We start from the raw sequence: 19,311 nt of genomic DNA, 5'->3' as shown, positions 1-19,311 counted from the left end.
TTCACTTGTCACTTTTTACAAAACATGCCTTAAAACACATCCAGCGCTTAATCGATCAGATCGCCCTTGAACACCTGCTGTTGCTGAAGAAAATCACGCAGGGGTGTATAGTCAACAGACGTCCAGAACGTAGCATCCGCAATCAGATCAGATACATCATCCCGAGCCTGCTCCAGTATAGCGAAATCCGCCACCATATCGGCCAGACGGAATTCAGGTAACCCGCTCTGCTTTGTGCCAAAGAAATCGCCAGGTCCCCGCAGATCCAAATCACGCCGTGACACCTCGAATCCATCCTCGGTTTCAGTCATGACCTTCATGCGTTCCTGCCCGACTTCCGTCTTGGGATCAGCAATCAGCACACAATAGGATGCATGAGCACCACGTCCAACACGACCGCGAAGTTGGTGCAACTGGGACAAACCAAAACGGTCTGCGTCCATAATCACCATTAGAGTGGCGTTAGGCACATCCACACCGACTTCTACCACCGTGGTAGACACCAGTAGCTGAATGTCATTGCTGTAAAATTCACGCATCATTTCTTCTTTTTCCGCAGCTGTCATGCGCCCATGGAGAAGTCCCACTTTGTATTTGGGGAAGTTCTGCTGCATCTGCACATGCAGGTCAATCGCATTCTGCACATCAAGTTTTTCCGATTCCTCGATCAGTGGGCAGATCAGATACGCCTGACGCCCTTGATCTACCTCCCTCGATATAAAACCAAGCACCCGCTCCATCATGTCATGCTTCACCCAATACGTGGAGATCGGAATCCGTCCCTTCGGCCGCTCCGATATCGTCGATACCTCAATATCACCAAAAGCCGTAATCGCAAGTGTCCGGGGAATCGGCGTAGCAGTCATCGTTAATACGTCAGGATTATAGCCTTTACGTCTCAAAACGCTGCGCTGATTCACCCCGAAGCGATGCTGCTCGTCCGTCACTACAAGGCCCAGCTCCCGGAAAAAGACATCTTCCTGAATCAGGGCGTGTGTGCCCACAACAATATCCAGCATCCCCATCTGCAATGAGGCGATCAAGTCCTTGCGTTTGCGCCCGTTGACACTGCCCGTTAACAGACCCACCGTCACACCAAAAGGCTCAAACAGCTTCTGCAAGGAACGCATATGCTGTTCCGCCAGAATCTCAGTTGGCACCATAAGTGCCCCCTGAAAGCCGGAGCGCACCGTCGTATAAAGTGCAATGGCTGCGATCACCGTTTTACCAGAACCTACATCGCCTTGCAGCAACCGATTCATCGCATAGGGTGAACGCATATCATGCAATATTTCAAGTTCCACCTTCTTCTGCGCATCTGTCAACTCAAACGGCAAACTACGTACAAACTCTCGAATCGTCGTATTGTCCGTTGTATGTACCATGCCATCCATTCGGTTTCGATTTAACGCACGAAACGCCTGCATTTTAAGTTGGAACAAAAATAACTCCTCATAGACCATGCGCTGTCTGGCTCGCTGACCTTCCTGATTATCCTGCGGACGATGAATACCTGCGATGGCCTGCTTGCGTGGCATCAGATTATATTTTTTAACCAATGCCTGCGGTAAAATCTCCGGAATCATCTCACCGTACTGAGTCAGCCCCTGATTAATCGTCTTGCGCATCCATTGCTGCGTGACCTTGCCCGTGACGGAATATACCGGTTGCAGTGTGCCTGAACGTCCATCGCCTTTATCCGGGAATTCCGAATCAGATACGGTAAGCTGCATACGCTTTTGTTCCCATTTTCCGGTAAGCACAATTTCCCGGTTGGGTGTAAGCTGGTCCTTGAGAAAATGGCGGTTAAACCACGTTGCTGTAATCATCCACTCTTCCGTCATAATCTTGCAAGTCAGACGGGACTTTTTACCGTAACGTTGCAACACCGGAACACCCATAACCTGACCTTGTACCGTAATTTTGTCTCCGTCTTTTACCTCACTAAGCGAACGCAGACGATAATCTTCATAACGAAACGGATAATACTCCAGCAAGTCTTTCACACTAGAGATGCCAAAGGCGTGAAGCTCTCCCTCTTTGAGAGCACTCACGCCGTTAATTTGCTTGACTGATATTTCTTCCAAGTTCATATCTAATCCCTCATTCCGGAACAGGCCACATAAAGATAGCAATAACACCGGGCCCCACGTGACTGCCAATAACGGCCCCGATGTTCGTATAGATCACTTCATTCAATGTAAAATGACCTCGTAACTGTTCCGCACAAGCCTCTGCTGACGCGGGGTCGGCCGTATGACCTACCGCCAGGTTGACTCGCTTTCCAGCCAGATCCCTCTGGAACAGTTCAATAATACGTGCCATAGCCTTTTTATGACCTCTGACTTTCTCTACGGCGTAGATTACGCCTTCTTCATCGATAGACAGGATCGGTTTGATATTTAATAGCGTTCCCAAGATCGCTGAAGCTTTGCCAATCCGTCCACCTTTCTGCAGATACTCCAGCGTATCCACCAGAAAAAACAGTTTACGGGATTGTTGCATTGCCTTCACAGCAACTGCAATCTCAGTAACAGACTTACCTTGTTCAGCAAGCTCGGCAGCATGTACAACCATTAGACCATACCCGTAGGAAGCCGATTTTGAATCAATGATTGTTAGATCCGCTTCCCGTTCCAGTAGAGACTTGCCGAGCATCGCCGATTGATACGTACCACTCATGCCCGAAGACAAGTGTATAGATACGATAGGTCTGTCCGGGTTTTCGTCCAGCAAACGCTGGTACACATCCATAAAATCGGTAGGAGAAGGCTGTGAAGTCGTAGGCAGGACTGCGCTCTGCCTTAACTTATCGTAAAACTGCTCCGAAGTCAGTTCCACTCCATCCGCATAGTTTTCTTCCCCAAACAACACACGCAAGGGAACCACATGTATACCGTATTTACGAATCAGTTCCTCAGGAATATCCGCCGTACTGTCCGTTACAATCGCAACCTTGTGGCTCACAGGCTCTCCTCCTCTTCACATCAAGTGCTATCATGCATGTTTAACAAGTCATTCGTCCAGCGTCTAAAATCAATAGTGATTGGCTTGTGAAACAACCGCAATTAGGACTCTACAGAGAACAGATAATAGTACACGGGCTGTCCTCCCTGATGTACCTCGACTTCCGCGTCAGGATACTGCTCTTCCAGCCATGCAACAAGAGAAGAAGTAATCTCAGCGTCAGCCTCTTCCCCCTCAAGAACCGTAACCACTTCATCTCCGCTCTCCATCATCTGCCCAAGCAGACCTTCACAAGCATGAAGCATGCTCTCATCTGTCGCAACAATTTTGGAGTTATAGATTCCGATATAATTTCCGGCTTTGATATCCAGTTCATCATATTGTGTATCCCGAACGGCATGTGTCACTTGTCCGGACTGCACGCGGCTAATGGCCTCCAGCATCTGTTCACGATTCGTTTCTGCAGACTCATCCTCTTGGAAAGCAAATGCCGCTGCCATCCCTTGTGGAATCGTCTTGCTTGGAATAACCGTAATCCGACGCTCATCCTCCAGCAATTCACGAGCTTGTTCAGCTGCAAGAACGATGTTGGAGTTGTTCGGTAAAATAAAGATTTGATCCGCCGCAATCGAACGAACGGCTTTTACAAAGTCTTCTGTGCTTGGGTTCATCGTCTGACCACCAGACATCACCACATCTACACCCAGACTTTTGAAAATTTCCGCAATGCCGTCACCGGAAGAAACCGCAATAAAGCCATATGGTGCCATTTCATCAGCCGGAAGCACCGCTTCTTCCAATGTGCTTGTCTTCTCATGCGGAATGTCAGCAAAGAGATCAGGTGAAGCTGCAATATCCATGCCTGCGCTCAGCAGGTCCCGGTGCTGTTCACGCATATTGAGAATATGAATCTGTGTAATCTCTCCATACTTCAAAGCCAGATTTAATACATCACCAGGTGTCTTGGAATGCACATGCACCTTAATCACTTCATCGTCTGCAATGATGATGATCGAATCTCCATTTATTGACAACGATTTACGGAACGACTCTTCATCAAATGTTGCTCCTGCATTCTCACCAAGCTCACGATTGATGAAAAACTCCATGTCGTACAGGAATTCAATATCTTCTGTTTCCAATCTTGCCTGAGCTGACAAAGGCATCTCGGGCGTAATTACTTGTGCCGCCTTCGTTGCAACTGGCTCGATTGCAGGCGTTTTCACCGGTGTTACTGCTGAAGAAGCAGATTCTTTTTGCAGTGAGGCACGTGAACTACCGTCTGTTTTCAATAGCACGTCCATAAAACCTTCATAAATATATACAAGACCCTGACCACCCGAATCCACCACACCGACCTGCTTTAAAACAGGCAGCAACTCTGGAGTCATCGCCAGCGCTTCTTTTGCTTTTAATAGAACTTCATTCATTAATTCAGTGATATCATTCGTCCGTCTTGCATAGTAGCTGGCATGTTTAGCCGCTTCTTTAGCTACGGTAAGAATGGTTCCCTCCACAGGTTTAACTACAGCTTTGTATGCTGCGTCAACACCATTTTGCAGGGCGGCTGCGAATTGAATCGTATTCAATTCTTCATAAGGAGCTGCTGAACGGCTGAATCCACGGAACAATTGGGATAAAATAACCCCTGAATTTCCGCGCGCGCCCATAAGCAAGCCCTTCGACAGTATTGCGGCAGCTTCTCCGATGGAAGCAGAGCTCTTTCTTTTGATCTCTGCAACACCAGCAGTCATTGTCAAATTCATATTTGTTCCCGTGTCACCATCCGGCACAGGGAAAACATTCAGGGAATTGACATGTTCTGCGTGCTGCCCTAGTTGTTCCGCTCCGGCGAGAACCATTGCGGTGAAATCTGTTCCATTTAAAGAACGTATACTCAAGTGAGAATTCCCCTTCCTAGCTTGATACACGAACAACTTGCACCAAGAATCAATTTGGTCTGTTCATGCGCTAACGCGGCTGCGTTATTCTTCGTCCATACCTTGTCCGGCACAGGCATATAATACAACATGTCAGCCGGATAAACGGTCTGGGCGGCCGGGCTACCAATATCCTGCATTCTCTGCAACCCGTTATGCGGGCATAGGGATATGCACCGGTATCAGAAGCCGACATGAATGCCGCATGGAGACTGGTGCCAATGATGGAATGCCGCATCTCACAGCGTTGCCAAAAAAGCAAACCTCCAACCTCTACGTACGTTTTTTTCTCCGGCTTCCCGCGGCAACAGCCTATTCATGGCTGTATTATGGACTATTCAACATTGTACTATATTAGACAAGAGAAATAAATAAAGTTTTTGGATCAGTTGACGAAGCTTTTTTGATTATGATATTATATTTAAGTATTGTTTTATGCAGGTTAAGTAATGGAAATGATCCGGCCATGCCGGCTTGAACAACCCATTAGCTACTGAAGCCTGACCTTTAGGATCAGGTAAGAACAATTAAGTCCTTATGGAATGACGTTTGTCTCTCCCAAAGGCACTGGTTATTTTAGGATAGGAGGTGTAATCTATGTCTCGCAAATGTTATGTGACAGGTAAGAAACCGGGCACCGGTAACCACGTATCCCACGCTAACAACCGTAACCGTCGTTCTTGGGGCGTAAACGTTCAGAAGGTTCGTATTCTCGTGAACGGCAAACCAAAACGTGTATACGTAAGCACCCGTGCACTGAAAGCCGGTAAAGTGACTCGCGTATAATCACGCAAAGCTACTATAAATCGGGTAAGCAAAAAGCACCTTGTTCCTTGCAGGTGCTTTTTTGGTGTTCCAAAAAGCACATGTCCAACACACAGGAATGGCCGCCGCATGGCACATCATACAGATCTGGTTCTCCAGATGAGCGTGGAGCCAAAACGGCGGTATTCGACTAACTGTGCTGTTAATCAGATCAGTTCTTTTGAAACGTATTCAGGATCGCCTTTACAAACCCTCCCAAAAACTTCGGCAGTTTGAATGTGTAAAATTTCATACTTCACCCTCCCCATCATGCTCATGCATCCGCCGTATCCTATGCTTCAGGCCTTTTTCACCCAAACACGACAAAAAAGGCTACATGAGAAACCTGCTCATGTAACCATATTTATGCGGAACCTGCTGTCCCTATTCCACAATGACAAGCCTGAGATCAGCCCATTTACGTTTGAGTAGGGATGTACTGATAAACAGCGATCATAAAAACACTCATGAGATAATACAGTATGCTGAAAATGACAAAAGTAATCCGATGTCCCTTCCGATCAAACTTTCGGAAATACATGATAACTACGGCAACCCCAATTAATGACGTGAGCGCATTAAATGGAGCCTGGAGAACTGAAAACAGTGCAAGCACCAAGCCCGTAATCATGCTTCCCGCCATTGTCAGCAATGTCTCTTTAAAAGTCATGAATTAACCCTCGTAACTGCTACGAATCTCGGCAATGGCAGCAGCGCGGTCTTCACGTCCGAATACGGCACTACCAGCGACCAGAACATCAGCACCAGCTTCCACAACGAGTGGAGCTGTATCTGCAGCAATACCGCCGTCTACCTCGATATGTACGTCATGGCGTCCTCTTTCGTTCAGCCATGTACGAATCTGCTTGATTTTGTTCATCGTACCGGAAATAAATGCTTGTCCGCCAAAACCAGGATTCACCGTCATGACAAGAACCATATCTACATCGTCCAGTACTTCCTGAATTGCACTTGCTGGAGTACCAGGATTAAGAGCAACGCCTGCCATAATTCCCTGCTCTTTAATGAGATGAATGACACGGTGCAGATGCACGCACGCCTCAGCATGAACTGTAATCACCGCTGCGCCGGCTTTAGCGAACTCTTCCACGTACCGTTCCGGATTCTCAATCATTAGATGAACGTCAAGCGGCAATGTTGTATGAGGTGCAATGGCCTTAACAATAGCAGGACCGAGTGTAATATTAGGAACGAAGTGCCCGTCCATAACGTCAACATGAATCCAATCTCCGCCTGCTGCTTGTGCTTCGGCAACCTCTGCACCTAATTTGGCGAAGTCAGCCGATAATATTGATGGGGCAATTTTAATCATATTAATACCTCCGCTTCTTATCTTTCATTTCTGTCAGGAACTGAACATAATGCTGATATCGACTTTCGGAGACCAGACCTTCCTCCTTGGCTGTCAGCACTTTACAACCTGGTTCATGCGTATGTGTACAACCACGGAACTTACACTGATCAGCAAACTGAGCAAACTCTCGGAAACATGTGGATAATTCCTCCACACCAATCTCCAGAAAGTCCAACTGGCTGAATCCCGGTGTATCCGCAACAAATCCGCCATTATCGAGTGGAATGAGTTCCACATGTCTGGTCGTATGTTTACCGCGCCCAAGACGCATGCTGATTGCACTCGTCTCTAGGGTGAGTCCTGGCATCAATGCGTTCAGCATCGATGATTTGCCAACACCAGACTGACCGGAAAACACGCTGATCTTGCCCGCAAGGCGTTCTCTAAGCAGCTCACTGCCTTCTCCAGTCCGCGAACTGGTTGATATGACTTCGTAGCCTATCTGTTCGTACATCGCCTTCACTTCAGCCACGATGTTCCGATCCTCAGCTTCTGGATCAATCAAATCCTGTTTCGTCAGCACGATAAGGGCATCAAGTCCAGCTTGCTCAATATGCACGAGGAACTTATCCAGGAGATTCAGGTTCATATCGGGCTCTTTGACCGAAAATAGCAAAACAGCCAAGCTGACGTTTGCCACCGGCGGACGAATTAACTCGGTCTCTCGCTTGTGAATCTCATCAACGGTTCCTTCCCCATTCTCCGTGAGCATGTAGCTTACACGGTCACCAACAAGCGGAGAAGTGCCTCTTTTGCGAAAAATCCCCCTGGCTCTGCATTGAACGGCGGAACCTTCAACCGAAGGAACCCCGTTGTCTTCTACCGGCATGACATAGTAGTAACCACTTAACGCTTTAACGATGATACCTTCTGGCACAGCTCCGTCGCCCTCCTTCAGATGAGTAATATTCTTTCCTTACGTCAGCATAAGCCGTCCTTATGGACGGCCTGATGCGTTGATAACTCCTTTTTTCTTATCCTCTTTATGCTTGCCTGGACCTTTATCCGTCTTCATTGCTGAAGTGTCGCCTTCCTGATTATCCCCTTCTCCATCAGCCGGGGTGGAGTCAGGTTCTTTTTCCTGACCACTATCTACGCTGCCTTCATTGTCGCCATTCCCTGGATCAGGGGTATTGGCTGGCGGTGCTTGCGTGTTCTGTTCAGGGTCGATGGAAGGTACATTCACTGTACCGTTCTTCGCTTCACTGTAAGACACAACATACGTATCCAGGAATTTACCATCACGATAAACGGACACAGCGCCATTTTCATTCGGTGCGAGTACAAGCGGTATCGTCAAGACTTGAGCGGAATTGATTGTACGTGTGCCCCACTCCTGATTTTTGCCGCGTGCATCTTCAAAGGTGATACGAATTTTACTGTTTTTCCCTGCTTCTTTTGGTGATACATTGATATTAAAAGAATACTCCAGAGCCTGATCCGGATATCCTGTGCTGATAAAAATCGTGATCTTGTCGCCAGGATTCACATCGGTTCCTGCTTCCACAGGCCATTGCTGGGTAACTTTTCCCTTTTCTACAGTGTAGCTGGATTCCTCCTGTACCTGTCCAAGCACAAGTCCCTTCTCTTTCAGCATCTGTTCTGCTTCACTGCGCGTATGATTTTTCAGATCAGGCATTTTGACCGTTTCAGTGCCCTTGCTTACGGTTAACTCAATCTCAACAGCTTCAGGATCAAATTCTTCGTTCACACCTGGTGTCTGAGAAATGACTTCACCTGAAGGAACTTCATTGGAAAACTCGTCCTTACGTTTGATTTGGTCTTCCTTAAGACCGAGTGCAGTCAAATTTTTGACGGCCTCTGTATATGGAATACCTTTAACATCAATCATCTTCACCATTTCTTTTTCCATACCAACACTCAGCTGAACCTCAGTGCCCTTTTTGACCACATCGCCTTCATTCCTGCTCTGATCAAAAACAATGCCTGGTTCTACATTTTCTTTGTACTGTCGAATGACTTCATTGCTCACCACCAAACCCTGTTCTTCCAGCAGTTGGCGGGCTTTTTCTTCTGTCTGGTTAACTACATTAGGTACGGTTACCTCAGGTACAACAAGCATACCTTTGACATACCATACCACTCCGACCATGGCGATCAGAATAAGAACCGTCAAGGATATAATAAGCGTTGGTTTTTTCCAGTTTTTCTGCTTCGGTTTACCTGCGTTCTGTTCCTGATCTGTTTCCATCACAGGTACTGCTCCAGTAGACTTCATTCCACGCGGTTCCGGTTTGATGGCCGGCATTACGCGCGTCTGATCAATGTCATCCTCATCCGGAAAATCAACCTTGGACTCATTGCGGCGCTCTGGCATGAGACATGTTTCCAGATCATGCTGCATTTCTTTCGCAGATTGATATCGCTCCTGCGGATTTTTACGCATGGATTTCAGAATGACATTTTCCACACTTTGCGGAATGAGCGGATTGAATTTGCGTGGTTCATCAAACTCTTCCTGCAAATGTTTCAAGGCTACACTAATCGGACTTTCCCCGAGAAATGGAAGCTGTCCTGTAAGCATTTGATAAAGTACAATTCCAAGAGAATATAAGTCCGACTTCTCCCCAGTCACAATACCCTTGGCATGCTCTGGTGAGAAATAATGCACTGAGCCCACGACAGAGCCAGTCTGTGTGATCGTTGTAGAGGTAACAGCACGCGCGATCCCGAAATCTGTTACTTTTACCCGGCCATTCCGGCCAATTAATATGTTATGCGGTTTAATGTCCCGGTGAATAATCTGATTATGATGGGCGTGATCCAGTGCATCCGCGATCTGAGAAGCAATGTGTACCGCTTCTTCGACCTGCAAAGGCGCACGTTCCTTAATAATTTCATTTAGATTTTTGCCTTCAACGTACTCCATAACAATATAATGAACGTCATCTTCCTGACCCACATCATAGATGCTGACGACATTCGGATGTGAGAGCGATGCAGCTGATTGTGCCTCTCTCCGGAAACGGCGAATAAACTCTTCATCATGAACAAACTGTTGTCTGAGCACTTTAATTGCCACATTTCGGTTTAAGAGCAAATCCTGGGCTTTGTAAACCAGAGCCATGCCGCCACCACCGACACGCTCAATGACTTCATAGCGTCCGCCTAGCTGATGCCCAATCATGACTCACACCCCGTTTCCACTTGTGGGGCGTCTTGCTGCTGAGGCTCAAATAAAGCGACAGTGATATTATCGTCTCCTCCAGCAAGCAATGCCAGCTGTAGCAGTCGATCTGCACGATCTTCCAGTGGAAGGTCAAGATTGCCTGCAACCTGAATAATCTGCTCATTGCTGACCAGGTTACTGAGTCCGTCACTGCAGAGAAGCAGTACTTCCCCCTCTTCCAATCGAACAGTGTCCATATCCACCTTCACTTCAGCATCTGTGCCAAGTGCACGGGTAAGCACATTGCGACGTGGATGGTGAGATACGTCCTCCTTGCTAATCTGACCATTTTTGTACAATTCATTCACCAGTGTGTGGTCTTCGGTCAGCTGGAATACTTCCTTACCTGCAATTTTGTATGCACGGCTGTCCCCGATATGTCCAATCACACCTTCCGCATCATTTAACAGAGCGGCGACAACTGTCGTCCCCATATTATGATACTTATCGTCCGTGGATGCTGTGCGGAATATGACTTCATTCGCATGAAGAATCGCATCGCTAAGCGCAGCTGACAGGGAAGCATGGGACAAACCTGGCTCAAGTGTTGCCAGATCCTGTACCAACGTCTCCACTGCAAGGCGGCTTGCCGTATCACCAGCAAGATGTCCACCCATGCCGTCTGCAACGATTCCCAGAATATATCCTGTATCCAGATTCCGAATCCAGGCTGAATCTTCATTCACCGAACGTACTCGTCCGATATGGCTCACATGAACTGTTTTGATCAAAACGCTCTCACCTCAACTCCATATGCTTTGCACGAAGCTGGCCGCAAGCGGCAGCAATATCATGTCCCTGTTCACGGCGAATCGTTACATTAACTCCCTGTTCCGAGAGAATTCTCTGGAAGTTAAAAATATCACTTCTTGATGTTCTAACATATTTGCGCTCAGGCACATGGTTAACCGGGATCAGGTTGACATGGCATAACATGTTTTTGAGCACACTTGCCAGTTCTGCCGCATGCTCCGGCTGGTCGTTCACACCGCCGATCAATGCGTACTCAAACGTAATTCTTCGGCCTGTCTTGGCCAGATAATAACGGAGAGACTCCATCACATCATCAAATGGGAAACGACGGTTCACCGGCATCAGTTTCGAACGCAAGGCATCATTTGGTGCGTGAATCGAAATGGCCAGATTAATTTGCGTGTCTTCATCTGCAAACTTGTAGATGTTCGGCACGATTCCACTTGTAGAGACAGTGATATGACGCTGACCAATATTCAGACCTTTTTCGTGAATCATAATCCGTAAAAACGTCATCGTTGCTTCATAGTTTTCAAATGGTTCACCCGAACCCATGATCACGATGCTGCTGACGCGTTCACCGCGCTCATCCAGAATTTTCTGAGCCTGTACAACCTGAGCAACGATCTCCCCGGCTGTCAGGTTACGTTTCAGTCCCCCGAGCGTGGATGCACAGAACGTACAACCAATCCGGCAACCAACCTGCGTTGTTACACAGATGCTGTTCCCGTAGTTATGTTTCATAATAACCGTTTCAATCGCATGATCATCATGCAGACCAAATAGGAATTTCACCGTGCCATCCTTGGACTCGAACTTCGTAATTTCCTTAAGAGTTACGAATTCAAACTGCTCTGCGAGCTTCTCGCGTAGCGTCTTGGAGAGATTTGTCATTTCACTAAAATCATTAACACGTTTCACATAAATCCAGTCAAAGATCTGACCGCCGCGAAACGCTGGTTCCCCGTTCTCCACAGCCCATTGCTGCAGTTGCTCCAGGGAAAAATCGTATATAAAAGGTTTCATTTTGTTTTCAACACCTATTCCTTTTTTCTTTTCATTTGCACTTCTTTTGCTTTCCATCGTTTTACTGCATTCGTCCTATTCTATCACAAACGGCACTTTACATCCATGTATACCCTGGAGACCCGTTCTTCATGCATTATAACATCTCACTGTTACCATCGCATCCTGACATCGTTTTATAAACTAGTTAGTAATCACCAAGTGGCCTCTCACAAAGAAATCCGCCGAGGGTTTTCCTCGGCGGCCTTCCTTTAGTGCTCTATTAAACGTTTAATTGACCGTTCTTGTCAACCTTGCGATGTAGAAACCGTCACTGTGAGCGTATTGTGGCAAAATCTGCACACCACCATTCACAGCCTTCCATTCCCTGCTTCCTGGCTGTGACCATGCGGATGTTTCGATAGCCTTATACTCTGGATGACGATCCAAAAAGTCCGCTACCATATCCTCGTTCTCTGCCGATTCAATGGTACAAGTGCTGTATACCAGAATGCCACCCGGTTTGAGCAATGGCGCAACACAATCCAGAAGTTCTCGTTGCAGACTGGAGATGTCTTCAATGTCGGATGAGGATTTAGTCCACTTCACATCCGGCTTGCGACGAATGACTCCTAGACCTGAGCAAGGTGCATCCAGCAAAATCCGGTCAAACGAAGACTCGGCATATCGCTTGTCTAGATCAAGCGCATCCCCGGTTACCGCATCAATGCAGCTTAATCCAAGACGTTCAGCCTGATCCAAAATAAGCTCGCGTTTATGTGCATGAACATCGTTAGCTATGATGCGTCCACGGTCCCGCATTTTCTCTGCTATATGAGCTGTCTTGCCGCCAGGTGCTGCACAACAGTCCAGCACCTTTTGTCCCTCTTCCGGCGCTACGGCTTCAGCGACCAGCATAGAACTTTCGTCCTGAACCGAGAAAAGTCCATCCCGGTACCAGGACGTTAGAGCCATATTGCCGCCGCTTCGAACCAGAATGCCATCTGGGCTAAGATGCGAAGCTTCAACCACAGCCCCAGAGCTCACCATCTCCTCCATCAGCTTGTCCCGTGTTGTCATCGTCGTATTCACACGTATACTCACTGCTGGAGGTTCATTATTCGCACGACAGATGGCCTCAGTTGTCTCTTCCCCATATTGAGCAATCCACCGCTCCACCATCCACAGCGGGTGAGAATGCTCCAGTGAGATCCGTTCAGCTACCGGCAGATGCGAGGGAACATGCAACTGCTCCTTGTTTCGGATCATATTCCGCAGCACACCGTTAACCATACCTGAGATTCCCTGATGACCAAGTTTCTTAGCCAGGTTCACTGCTTCGCTGACGACGGCATGTTCCGGAATTCGATCCAGGTAGATCAATTGATACGCACTGATCCGAAGCAAACTACGCACCCAAGGCTGTAACTTTGCTGTTCCTTTGGCAACAAAACGCTCCAGATAATAATCCAGCGTGTTTCGCCTTGCAATCGTTCCATACACCAGTTCCGTAGCGAGTCCTGCATCTGCAGAACTAAGATCTGCTTCTTTGAGGCGGCGGTTCAGTTCCAGATTACTGTATGCTCCGTCCTGCTCCACCGCACTCAGTACCTTGACAGCGAGTGCACGAGCAGATGTCTTCGGTTTCTGCGAACGATCATGAGTCTGGCTTCCCTTAGCAGAAGAACCTTTGCTAGTCTGACGAAGATTCGCGGGGCCTCCTGCGTTTCCGTTGCCTGCTCCTTTGCGTTCTTTTCCTGAAGAATGTCCTGATCTTGAAGTACTCATCGCAGCACCATACCAGGTTTCAATGTTCCACCGCGAGCAAAGTCAGCAGCTTGCATTACTTTTTTGCCAGCGGGTTGTACTTCTGTCAGCCACAAAGAACCATTGCCTGTCTTGATTTCTATGCCTGATTTGTTCAATTGCAACACGGTTCCAGGCTCGGCTTGTCCAGCACTGGAAACAGATGAAGCTTCATTCGCCACCTGATCTGGATTGCACGCTGCCCAAACTTTAAATACCTGTTCATCCCACATCGTGAATGCACCCGAAAAAGGAACAAGACCACGAATCTGATTGAACAATTCACGGGATGTACGATTCCAGTCCATCTTCTCGTCTTCCCGTGTCAGATTACGAGCATAGGAAGCTTCCTCATCATTCTGTGGAACAGCTGTCGTTTCGCCTGCGATGAGACGTGGCATCTCCGCTTGGAGCAACTTGGAGCCGGCCTCACTTAATTTGACAAACATCGTGCCGGATGTATCTTCATCCGTGATTGGTACTTCCACACGAGAGATCATATCCCCGGTATCCAGACCTTCTGCCATATACATCAACGTGACCCCTGTGACGGATTCTCCGTTAATGATAGAACGTTGTATCGGAGCGCCTCCGCGATATTTAGGCAGAAGAGATCCATGCACGTTCACACAGCCGCGAACCGGCATATCCAACACCGCTTTGGGAAGAATCTGTCCAAATGCGGCAGTGACGATCAAATCCGGTTTCCATTCCGCAAGGCGGGCTACCGCTTCCGGATCACGAAGTTTGACAGGCTGAAACACCGGCAGACCGTGGCGTTCAGCTGCGGCCTTAACCGGTGTAGGTGTAAGCACTTTTTTTCTTCCCTGCGGTTTATCCGGCTGTGTTACCACGCCTACCACATGGTATCCTTCCGCCATCAACATATTCAGAGAAGGAACGGCAAATTCAGGTGTTCCCATAAAGACAATATTCAAATCGATCACTCCTTAATTGCGACGCGGTCCAGTTTGCTCTGGGGTAATTTCATATACTTTTTCAGCGATATCTGTGAAGAGCACACCGTCCAAATGGTCAATTTCGTGCTGAAACGCACGGGATAGCAAACCGCTTCCTGTAATAATCAACTCTTTACCTTCACGATCGAGGCCTTTAACGGTCACTGTCTCAAAACGACGAACATCACCGTTAATTCCAGGAATACTCAGACATCCTTCGGGTCCGAACTGTTCTCCTTCACTGGAAATGATCTCCGGGTTAATCATTTTGATCAGCCCTTGCTCATCTCCTGCATCAATCACAATCAAACGTTTCAAAATACCGACTTGCGGAGCTGCAAGACCTACCCCTTCTGCGTCGTACATCGTGTCTGCCATATCATCAAGCAACTTTTGCACATTAGGTGTAACTTTGGTAACTTCCTTGGCTCTTTTGTGAAGCACCTCATCTGGTTCTTTAACGATAATACGAATCGACATGTTGTAAGCACCTTCCCAATTCTCATCATAGTTTCTAGTCAATAATCTCTATTTCGTTGTTCATTTAATCTATGTTTATACCGCTTGTTCACATCCACATTTTCGCATCAAAATGCTATAAAATGTCTACATTAACATCTGCGGATCTACATCAAGGCTAATGAGCAGCTTCTGGGCCTGAACATCATCGTCCATGTGCCGGGCCGTTGTCAGAGCCAGACCGATGGCATCCACATCCCCACGCCATTTTATCATACATTGGAATCGGTATCTATTCTTGATCCTTGGAATTGGAGAAGCTACAGGCCCAAGCACATCAAAGGCTTCGTTACTGAAACGGTCCAGACTGCCCAGCCATCCAGCAGCATTCGCCTTTTCTTTCAGCAATCGGGTATAGTTTTCAGCCAATCGAATCAGTACAGGAAGTTGTTCATGGGAGAAGGTTACCAGAATCAGACGACAGTATGGCGGATACTGTAAATTTCTCCGATGTAGCAATTCCTCCTTCACAAAGGATACATAGTCATGCTGGCTTGCATGTCCAATGGAGTAGTGTTCTGGCGTGTAAGACTGTACAAATACTTCACCCGGTAATTGATGACGACCCGCTCGGCCTGCCACTTGTGTCAGCAGTTGGAAGGTTTTCTCGGCAGCACGGAAATCAGGCAAGTTAAGAGCTGAATCCGCGGTGATGACTCCAACGAGCGTCACATCAGGGAAATCGAGCCCCTTGGCAACCATCTGGGTTCCAAGTAACACATCGGCTTTTTTCTCCCGAAACTGTTTTAACAGCTTCTCATGCGCGCCTTTCTCCGTTGTTGTATCCACATCCATACGGATTACCCGTATCCCTGGAAACAGCTTGGCCAGTTCCTCTTCAACCCGTTGCGTTCCTGTACCAAAGTAGCGAATATGCTCACTTCCACAATCCGGGCACGTTTCGGGCGCCGCTTCTGCATACCCGCAATAGTGACAGCGTAAATTGTTGGAACGCTGATGATATGTCAAAGAGATGTCACATTCAGGACAGCCCGCCACATATCCACAGCTTCGGCACATCACAAAGGTTGAATATCCGCGCCGATTCAGTAGCAGCACCGTCTGTTCTCCGCGCTCCAAGCGCTCTTCCAACCCTTTGTGTAACGCTCTGCTGAACATGGAACGATTGCCATCCTTCAGTTCTTCACGCATATCGATGATTCTTACAGCTGGCAGATTGTTGCCAAGCGCCCTTGTAGGCATTTCAAGCAAGAGAGGAGCAAAATCATCATTGCTTTGCGAACGCGCAGCATAATAACTTTCTAACGAAGGCGTAGCCGAACCCAGAACCACCACGGCCTGATGTTGTTGTGCTCTTTTGACAGCTACATCACGCGCATGGTATTTCGGCGTTTCTTCCTGTTTATAGGAAGTCTCATGTTCTTCATCCATAATAATCAGTCCCAGACGGCTGAATGGAGCAAATACCGCAGAGCGGGCACCAATCGCAACTTTCACCTGACCTTCCCTGATTTTACGCCATTCATCATAACGTTCACCGCCGGAAAGACGACTGTGCATGACCGCAACCTGATCACCAAAACGTCCTTTGAAGCGCTCCACCATCTGTGGAGTAAGAGCAATCTCCGGTACCAGCACGATGGCCTGTCTGTCCTGATTGATGCACTGTTGAATCGTCTGCAGATATACTTCCGTTTTACCGCTTCCGGTAACACCATGCAAAAGAAATACACCATGACGCTGTTCCTGCAACCGACCGTTGATACTGCTGTATACGTCTTGTTGCTCGTCTGTCAATTTCAGTGGTTCTGTCGGTTTAAAACGTCTGCCCTGATACGGATCGCGGAATACTTCCACGTCCTCTGTTACAACCAAGCCTTTTTCCTCAAGGCCTTTGATCGTTGCTGCCGAAACTTGAAGCGTAGACAATACTTCCTTCAAAGGCATGGGCAGCAAATCCTTCATCTCCAGCAAAAAAGAAAGAATTTCCTTCTGCCGTTGTGCTTTTGACGGGAACGAAGACAACGCTTCTTCCGCGACAGCGATATCCACAGCCAGATTCACGGACTTCATCGTTTTTTTATTTAGCTTATCCTTAATCGCCTGACTTTCCAAAAGCACACCGCCGAGCAACAGCTTTTTGATCAAGGCTGCATGGTTGGGGTATTTTCGGCTTAATTGTTGCAGCGGAACCTGCCCCCGGCTTTTGACAAAACGAATAATATCCTGCTGCACCTTCTCGGTTGTCGATTCCTCTCCCCACATAAACAGAACGTCCTCGTTAGAAGATTCACCTCCAACATGTCCATCTAGTGCATCTCCTAGTGAAATGTAGCGCTCCGCTTTTCCTTTCAACGCTGTTGGCACCATCACTTGCAAGGACAAAATCCGATTGCTCGCATATCGCTCGCTCATCCATTCCGCCAGTTCCACCAGATCCTTCGACAGTGGCGGCACGATATCCAGTAACTCCTGAATAGGTTTTAGCTTAAATGATTCTTCTCCCGTACGGGGAACTAGATCAACGACGAACCCTTGCACGGTGCGATGTCCAAAAGGCACACCTACCCTGCTCCCCACCTCAATCCATTCCTTCATGGAGTCGGGCACCAGATAATCAAAAGGCCGGTCGGTCTGCTTCACAGGCACATCGACAATGACCTTGGCAATCTCCATCTTCTAATTCCTCCCGGCAATGCGCTCCGCCGCAATTCGGAGCAAACGATGTGCCACTTCTTCCTTGGACATCAGCTCAAGCTCCTCTACCAACCCATCACGGTCATAAATATGCACCGCATTGGTGTCTGTTCCAAATCCTGCTCCCGAACGGGTGACATCATTGGCTACGATCAGATCACAATTTTTCCGTTCCAGTTTCTCACGTGCATACATCTCGAGCGACTGGGTCTCGGCAGCAAAACCAATCAAATACTGATGGTTTTTCCGTTTACCCAGCGTCTCCAAAATATCTATATTTTTCACAAGTTCGAGCGACAACGTGTCGCCTTTTTTCTTGATTTTTTCCATGTAAACTTCTTTCGGGCGATAATCCGCGACAGCGGCTGCCTTAATGACGATATCCGCACCATCCCACTCACGGGATACTGCCTCATACATGTCCTGGGCAGACTGTACGGGTATGATCTCTACATTTTCTGGCGGCTGTGCCTGTGTATTACCCATAACAAGCTTCACATCAGCCCCAAGATCACGCGCTGCAGCGGCGATGGCAAATCCCATTTTCCCGGATGAATCATTTGTAATATAACGCACCGGATCAATGCGCTCGATCGTACCGCCAGCGGTAACCACGACCCTTTTACCTTTCAAAAGCGAATCCTGCCCTAACATCACGCTGTGCAACGACTCTTGAGTTCCCGGCTGCGCACCACCTTGTGCAACAGTTGTAAACCAGGTCTGTTCTGAAGGTTTTACCGATACCGCATCACGCTGAGCAAAAAAACGCTCTACCACATCCACAATAGTCTCCGGTTCTTCCAGGCGCCCCTTGCCTACATATCCGCAAGCCAGAAGTCCTTCACCTGGTTCAATCATTAATGTGCCCCGTTCAGCCAGCAGATTCATATTGTGTTGCACCGCCGGATGATCATACATGTGCACATTCATGGCAGGAGCAATCATCACTGGTGCAGTAGTAGCAAGCAGGGTCGTAGTTAGCATATCGTCAGCCATCCCATGTGCCATCTTGGCAATGACATTCGCTGTTGCCGGAGCGACCAGCACCAAATCAGCCATGTCTGCGAGATTAATATGAGAGACCACCGCTGGCTCACGTTCATCGAATGTATCTGTATATACTGCGTTTCGGGTCAACGTTTGCAGCGTTAATTCGGTAATAAACTGTGTCGCCGAAGCGGTCATGATGACGTGAACATCCGCTCCCTTTTGCACCAGTTTGCTGCATAATGTTGCTGCTTTATAAGCTGCAATGCCCCCTGTTACGCCAAGCACGATTTTTTTACCGTTCAACATGTTCAATATCCCCCGATAATGTTAAGACATCAATACAAG

At 47.8% G+C, this 19,311-nt stretch carries 17 protein-coding genes; 1 reads left to right on the top strand and 16 read right to left on the bottom strand.

Features of this window, described 5'->3' with window-relative positions; translation table 11 throughout:
* Nucleotides 1-47: 47 nt before the first annotated feature.
* From recG to J2T16_RS12245, 4 genes are all read right to left on the bottom strand, one after another.
* On the bottom strand, nucleotides 48-2,093 hold the full coding sequence (gene recG / locus J2T16_RS12260; protein WP_499018398.1) for an ATP-dependent DNA helicase RecG: 2,046 nt from the start codon (nucleotides 2,091-2,093) through the stop codon (nucleotides 48-50).
* Nucleotides 2,094-2,103: 10 nt separating this feature from the next.
* On the bottom strand, nucleotides 2,104-2,967 hold the full coding sequence (locus J2T16_RS12255; RefSeq protein ID WP_221789061.1) for a DegV family protein: 864 nt from the start codon (nucleotides 2,965-2,967) through the stop codon (nucleotides 2,104-2,106).
* 101 nt (nucleotides 2,968-3,068) lie between these two features.
* The gene (locus tag J2T16_RS12250; protein WP_154983135.1) at nucleotides 3,069-4,868 is read right to left on the bottom strand and encodes a DAK2 domain-containing protein; all 1,800 of its coding nucleotides are present in this window, start codon (nucleotides 4,866-4,868) and stop codon (nucleotides 3,069-3,071) included.
* Nucleotides 4,865-5,047 carry a hypothetical protein gene (locus J2T16_RS12245; protein ID WP_090923632.1) on the bottom strand — a complete coding sequence of 61 codons (183 nt, stop codon included), beginning with the start codon at nucleotides 5,045-5,047 and terminating at the stop codon, nucleotides 4,865-4,867. The genes J2T16_RS12250 and J2T16_RS12245 overlap by 4 nt, the downstream gene beginning before the upstream one ends.
* Nucleotides 5,048-5,504: 457 nt before the next feature.
* On the opposite strand from J2T16_RS12245, the gene rpmB reads away from it, so the two are divergent.
* Entirely contained in the window at nucleotides 5,505-5,693 is a 189-nt protein-coding gene (gene rpmB, locus J2T16_RS12240) for a 50S ribosomal protein L28 (RefSeq protein ID WP_024631107.1), read from the top strand.
* A 190-nt stretch (nucleotides 5,694-5,883) separates the two neighbouring features.
* On the opposite strand, the gene spoVM is transcribed toward rpmB, so the two are convergent.
* The 12 genes from spoVM to coaBC all read right to left on the bottom strand — a co-directional run bounded on the left by spoVM (nucleotide 5,884) and on the right by coaBC (nucleotide 19,272).
* Nucleotides 5,884-5,964, bottom strand: coding sequence for a stage V sporulation protein SpoVM (gene spoVM, locus J2T16_RS12235; protein WP_019424875.1), 81 nt, complete (start codon nucleotides 5,962-5,964; stop codon nucleotides 5,884-5,886).
* A 165-nt stretch (nucleotides 5,965-6,129) separates the two neighbouring features.
* Nucleotides 6,130-6,381, bottom strand: coding sequence for a hypothetical protein (locus tag J2T16_RS12230; RefSeq protein WP_090923633.1), 252 nt, complete (start codon nucleotides 6,379-6,381; stop codon nucleotides 6,130-6,132).
* A 3-nt stretch (nucleotides 6,382-6,384) separates the two neighbouring features.
* A complete protein-coding gene (rpe, locus tag J2T16_RS12225; protein WP_090923634.1) occupies nucleotides 6,385-7,044 on the bottom strand; it encodes a ribulose-phosphate 3-epimerase in 660 nt (219 codons plus the stop codon).
* Between the two features lies 1 nt (nucleotide 7,045).
* A complete protein-coding gene (rsgA, locus tag J2T16_RS12220; RefSeq protein WP_221789059.1) occupies nucleotides 7,046-7,963 on the bottom strand; it encodes a ribosome small subunit-dependent GTPase A in 918 nt (305 codons plus the stop codon).
* 60 nt (nucleotides 7,964-8,023) lie between these two features.
* Nucleotides 8,024-10,234, bottom strand: a complete 2,211-nt coding sequence (gene pknB / locus J2T16_RS12215) for a Stk1 family PASTA domain-containing Ser/Thr kinase (protein ID WP_336120330.1) — start codon at nucleotides 10,232-10,234, stop codon at nucleotides 8,024-8,026.
* Complete coding sequence (locus J2T16_RS12210; RefSeq protein WP_336120331.1) at nucleotides 10,231-11,007, bottom strand: Stp1/IreP family PP2C-type Ser/Thr phosphatase; 777 nt, start codon at nucleotides 11,005-11,007, stop codon at nucleotides 10,231-10,233. The genes pknB and J2T16_RS12210 overlap by 4 nt, the downstream gene beginning before the upstream one ends.
* 7 nt (nucleotides 11,008-11,014) lie before the next feature.
* The gene (gene rlmN, locus J2T16_RS12205; protein WP_090923780.1) at nucleotides 11,015-12,055 is read right to left on the bottom strand and encodes a dual-specificity RNA methyltransferase RlmN; all 1,041 of its coding nucleotides are present in this window, start codon (nucleotides 12,053-12,055) and stop codon (nucleotides 11,015-11,017) included.
* A gap of 270 nt (nucleotides 12,056-12,325) precedes the next feature.
* Nucleotides 12,326-13,822: a 16S rRNA (cytosine(967)-C(5))-methyltransferase RsmB gene (gene rsmB, locus J2T16_RS12200; protein WP_221789057.1), complete on the bottom strand. Its 1,497-nt coding sequence runs from the start codon at nucleotides 13,820-13,822 to the stop codon at nucleotides 12,326-12,328.
* The gene (fmt, locus tag J2T16_RS12195) at nucleotides 13,819-14,778 is read right to left on the bottom strand and encodes a methionyl-tRNA formyltransferase (protein WP_336120332.1); all 960 of its coding nucleotides are present in this window, start codon (nucleotides 14,776-14,778) and stop codon (nucleotides 13,819-13,821) included. Before fmt ends, rsmB begins: the two co-directional genes overlap by 4 nt.
* A 12-nt stretch (nucleotides 14,779-14,790) precedes the next feature.
* Complete coding sequence (def, locus tag J2T16_RS12190) at nucleotides 14,791-15,279, bottom strand: peptide deformylase (protein WP_090923640.1); 489 nt, start codon at nucleotides 15,277-15,279, stop codon at nucleotides 14,791-14,793.
* Nucleotides 15,280-15,405: 126 nt separating this feature from the next.
* Nucleotides 15,406-17,955, bottom strand: a complete 2,550-nt coding sequence (priA, locus tag J2T16_RS12185) for a primosomal protein N' (protein WP_499018397.1) — start codon at nucleotides 17,953-17,955, stop codon at nucleotides 15,406-15,408.
* Between the two features lie 3 nt (nucleotides 17,956-17,958).
* Nucleotides 17,959-19,272 carry a bifunctional phosphopantothenoylcysteine decarboxylase/phosphopantothenate--cysteine ligase CoaBC gene (gene coaBC / locus J2T16_RS12180; RefSeq protein ID WP_154888314.1) on the bottom strand — a complete coding sequence of 438 codons (1,314 nt, stop codon included), beginning with the start codon at nucleotides 19,270-19,272 and terminating at the stop codon, nucleotides 17,959-17,961.
* Nucleotides 19,273-19,311 lie beyond the last annotated feature (39 nt).

The organism is Paenibacillus intestini (assembly GCF_030803945.1).
Taxonomy (GTDB): Bacteria; Bacillota; Bacilli; order Paenibacillales; family Paenibacillaceae; genus Paenibacillus; species Paenibacillus polysaccharolyticus.
The sequence above is the reverse complement of the archived record's forward strand: the minus strand, read 5'-3'. Positions and strand labels throughout refer to the sequence as shown.

Excerpts from the sequence above, each read along its gene's own strand:
- J2T16_RS12245 (WP_090923632.1), bottom strand. The coding sequence starts at position 5,047 with ATGCAGGATATTGGTAGCCCGGCCGCCCAGACCGTTTATCCGGCTGAC.
- priA (WP_499018397.1), bottom strand. The coding sequence starts at position 17,955 with ATGGAGATTGCCAAGGTCATTGTCGATGTGCCTGTGAAGCAGACCGAC.
- spoVM (WP_019424875.1), bottom strand. The coding sequence starts at position 5,964 with ATGAAATTTTACACATTCAAACTGCCGAAGTTTTTGGGAGGGTTTGTA.
- coaBC (WP_154888314.1), bottom strand. The coding sequence starts at position 19,272 with ATGTTGAACGGTAAAAAAATCGTGCTTGGCGTAACAGGGGGCATTGCA.
- rpmB (WP_024631107.1), top strand. The coding sequence starts at position 5,505 with ATGTCTCGCAAATGTTATGTGACAGGTAAGAAACCGGGCACCGGTAAC.
- rlmN (WP_090923780.1), bottom strand. The coding sequence starts at position 12,055 with ATGAAACCTTTTATATACGATTTTTCCCTGGAGCAACTGCAGCAATGG.
- J2T16_RS12230 (WP_090923633.1), bottom strand. The coding sequence starts at position 6,381 with ATGACTTTTAAAGAGACATTGCTGACAATGGCGGGAAGCATGATTACG.
- rpe (WP_090923634.1), bottom strand. The coding sequence starts at position 7,044 with ATGATTAAAATTGCCCCATCAATATTATCGGCTGACTTCGCCAAATTA.
- pknB (WP_336120330.1), bottom strand. The coding sequence starts at position 10,234 with ATGATTGGGCATCAGCTAGGCGGACGCTATGAAGTCATTGAGCGTGTC.
- recG (WP_499018398.1), bottom strand. The coding sequence starts at position 2,093 with ATGAACTTGGAAGAAATATCAGTCAAGCAAATTAACGGCGTGAGTGCT.
- def (WP_090923640.1), bottom strand. The coding sequence starts at position 15,279 with ATGTCGATTCGTATTATCGTTAAAGAACCAGATGAGGTGCTTCACAAA.
- rsmB (WP_221789057.1), bottom strand. The coding sequence starts at position 13,822 with ATGAGTACTTCAAGATCAGGACATTCTTCAGGAAAAGAACGCAAAGGA.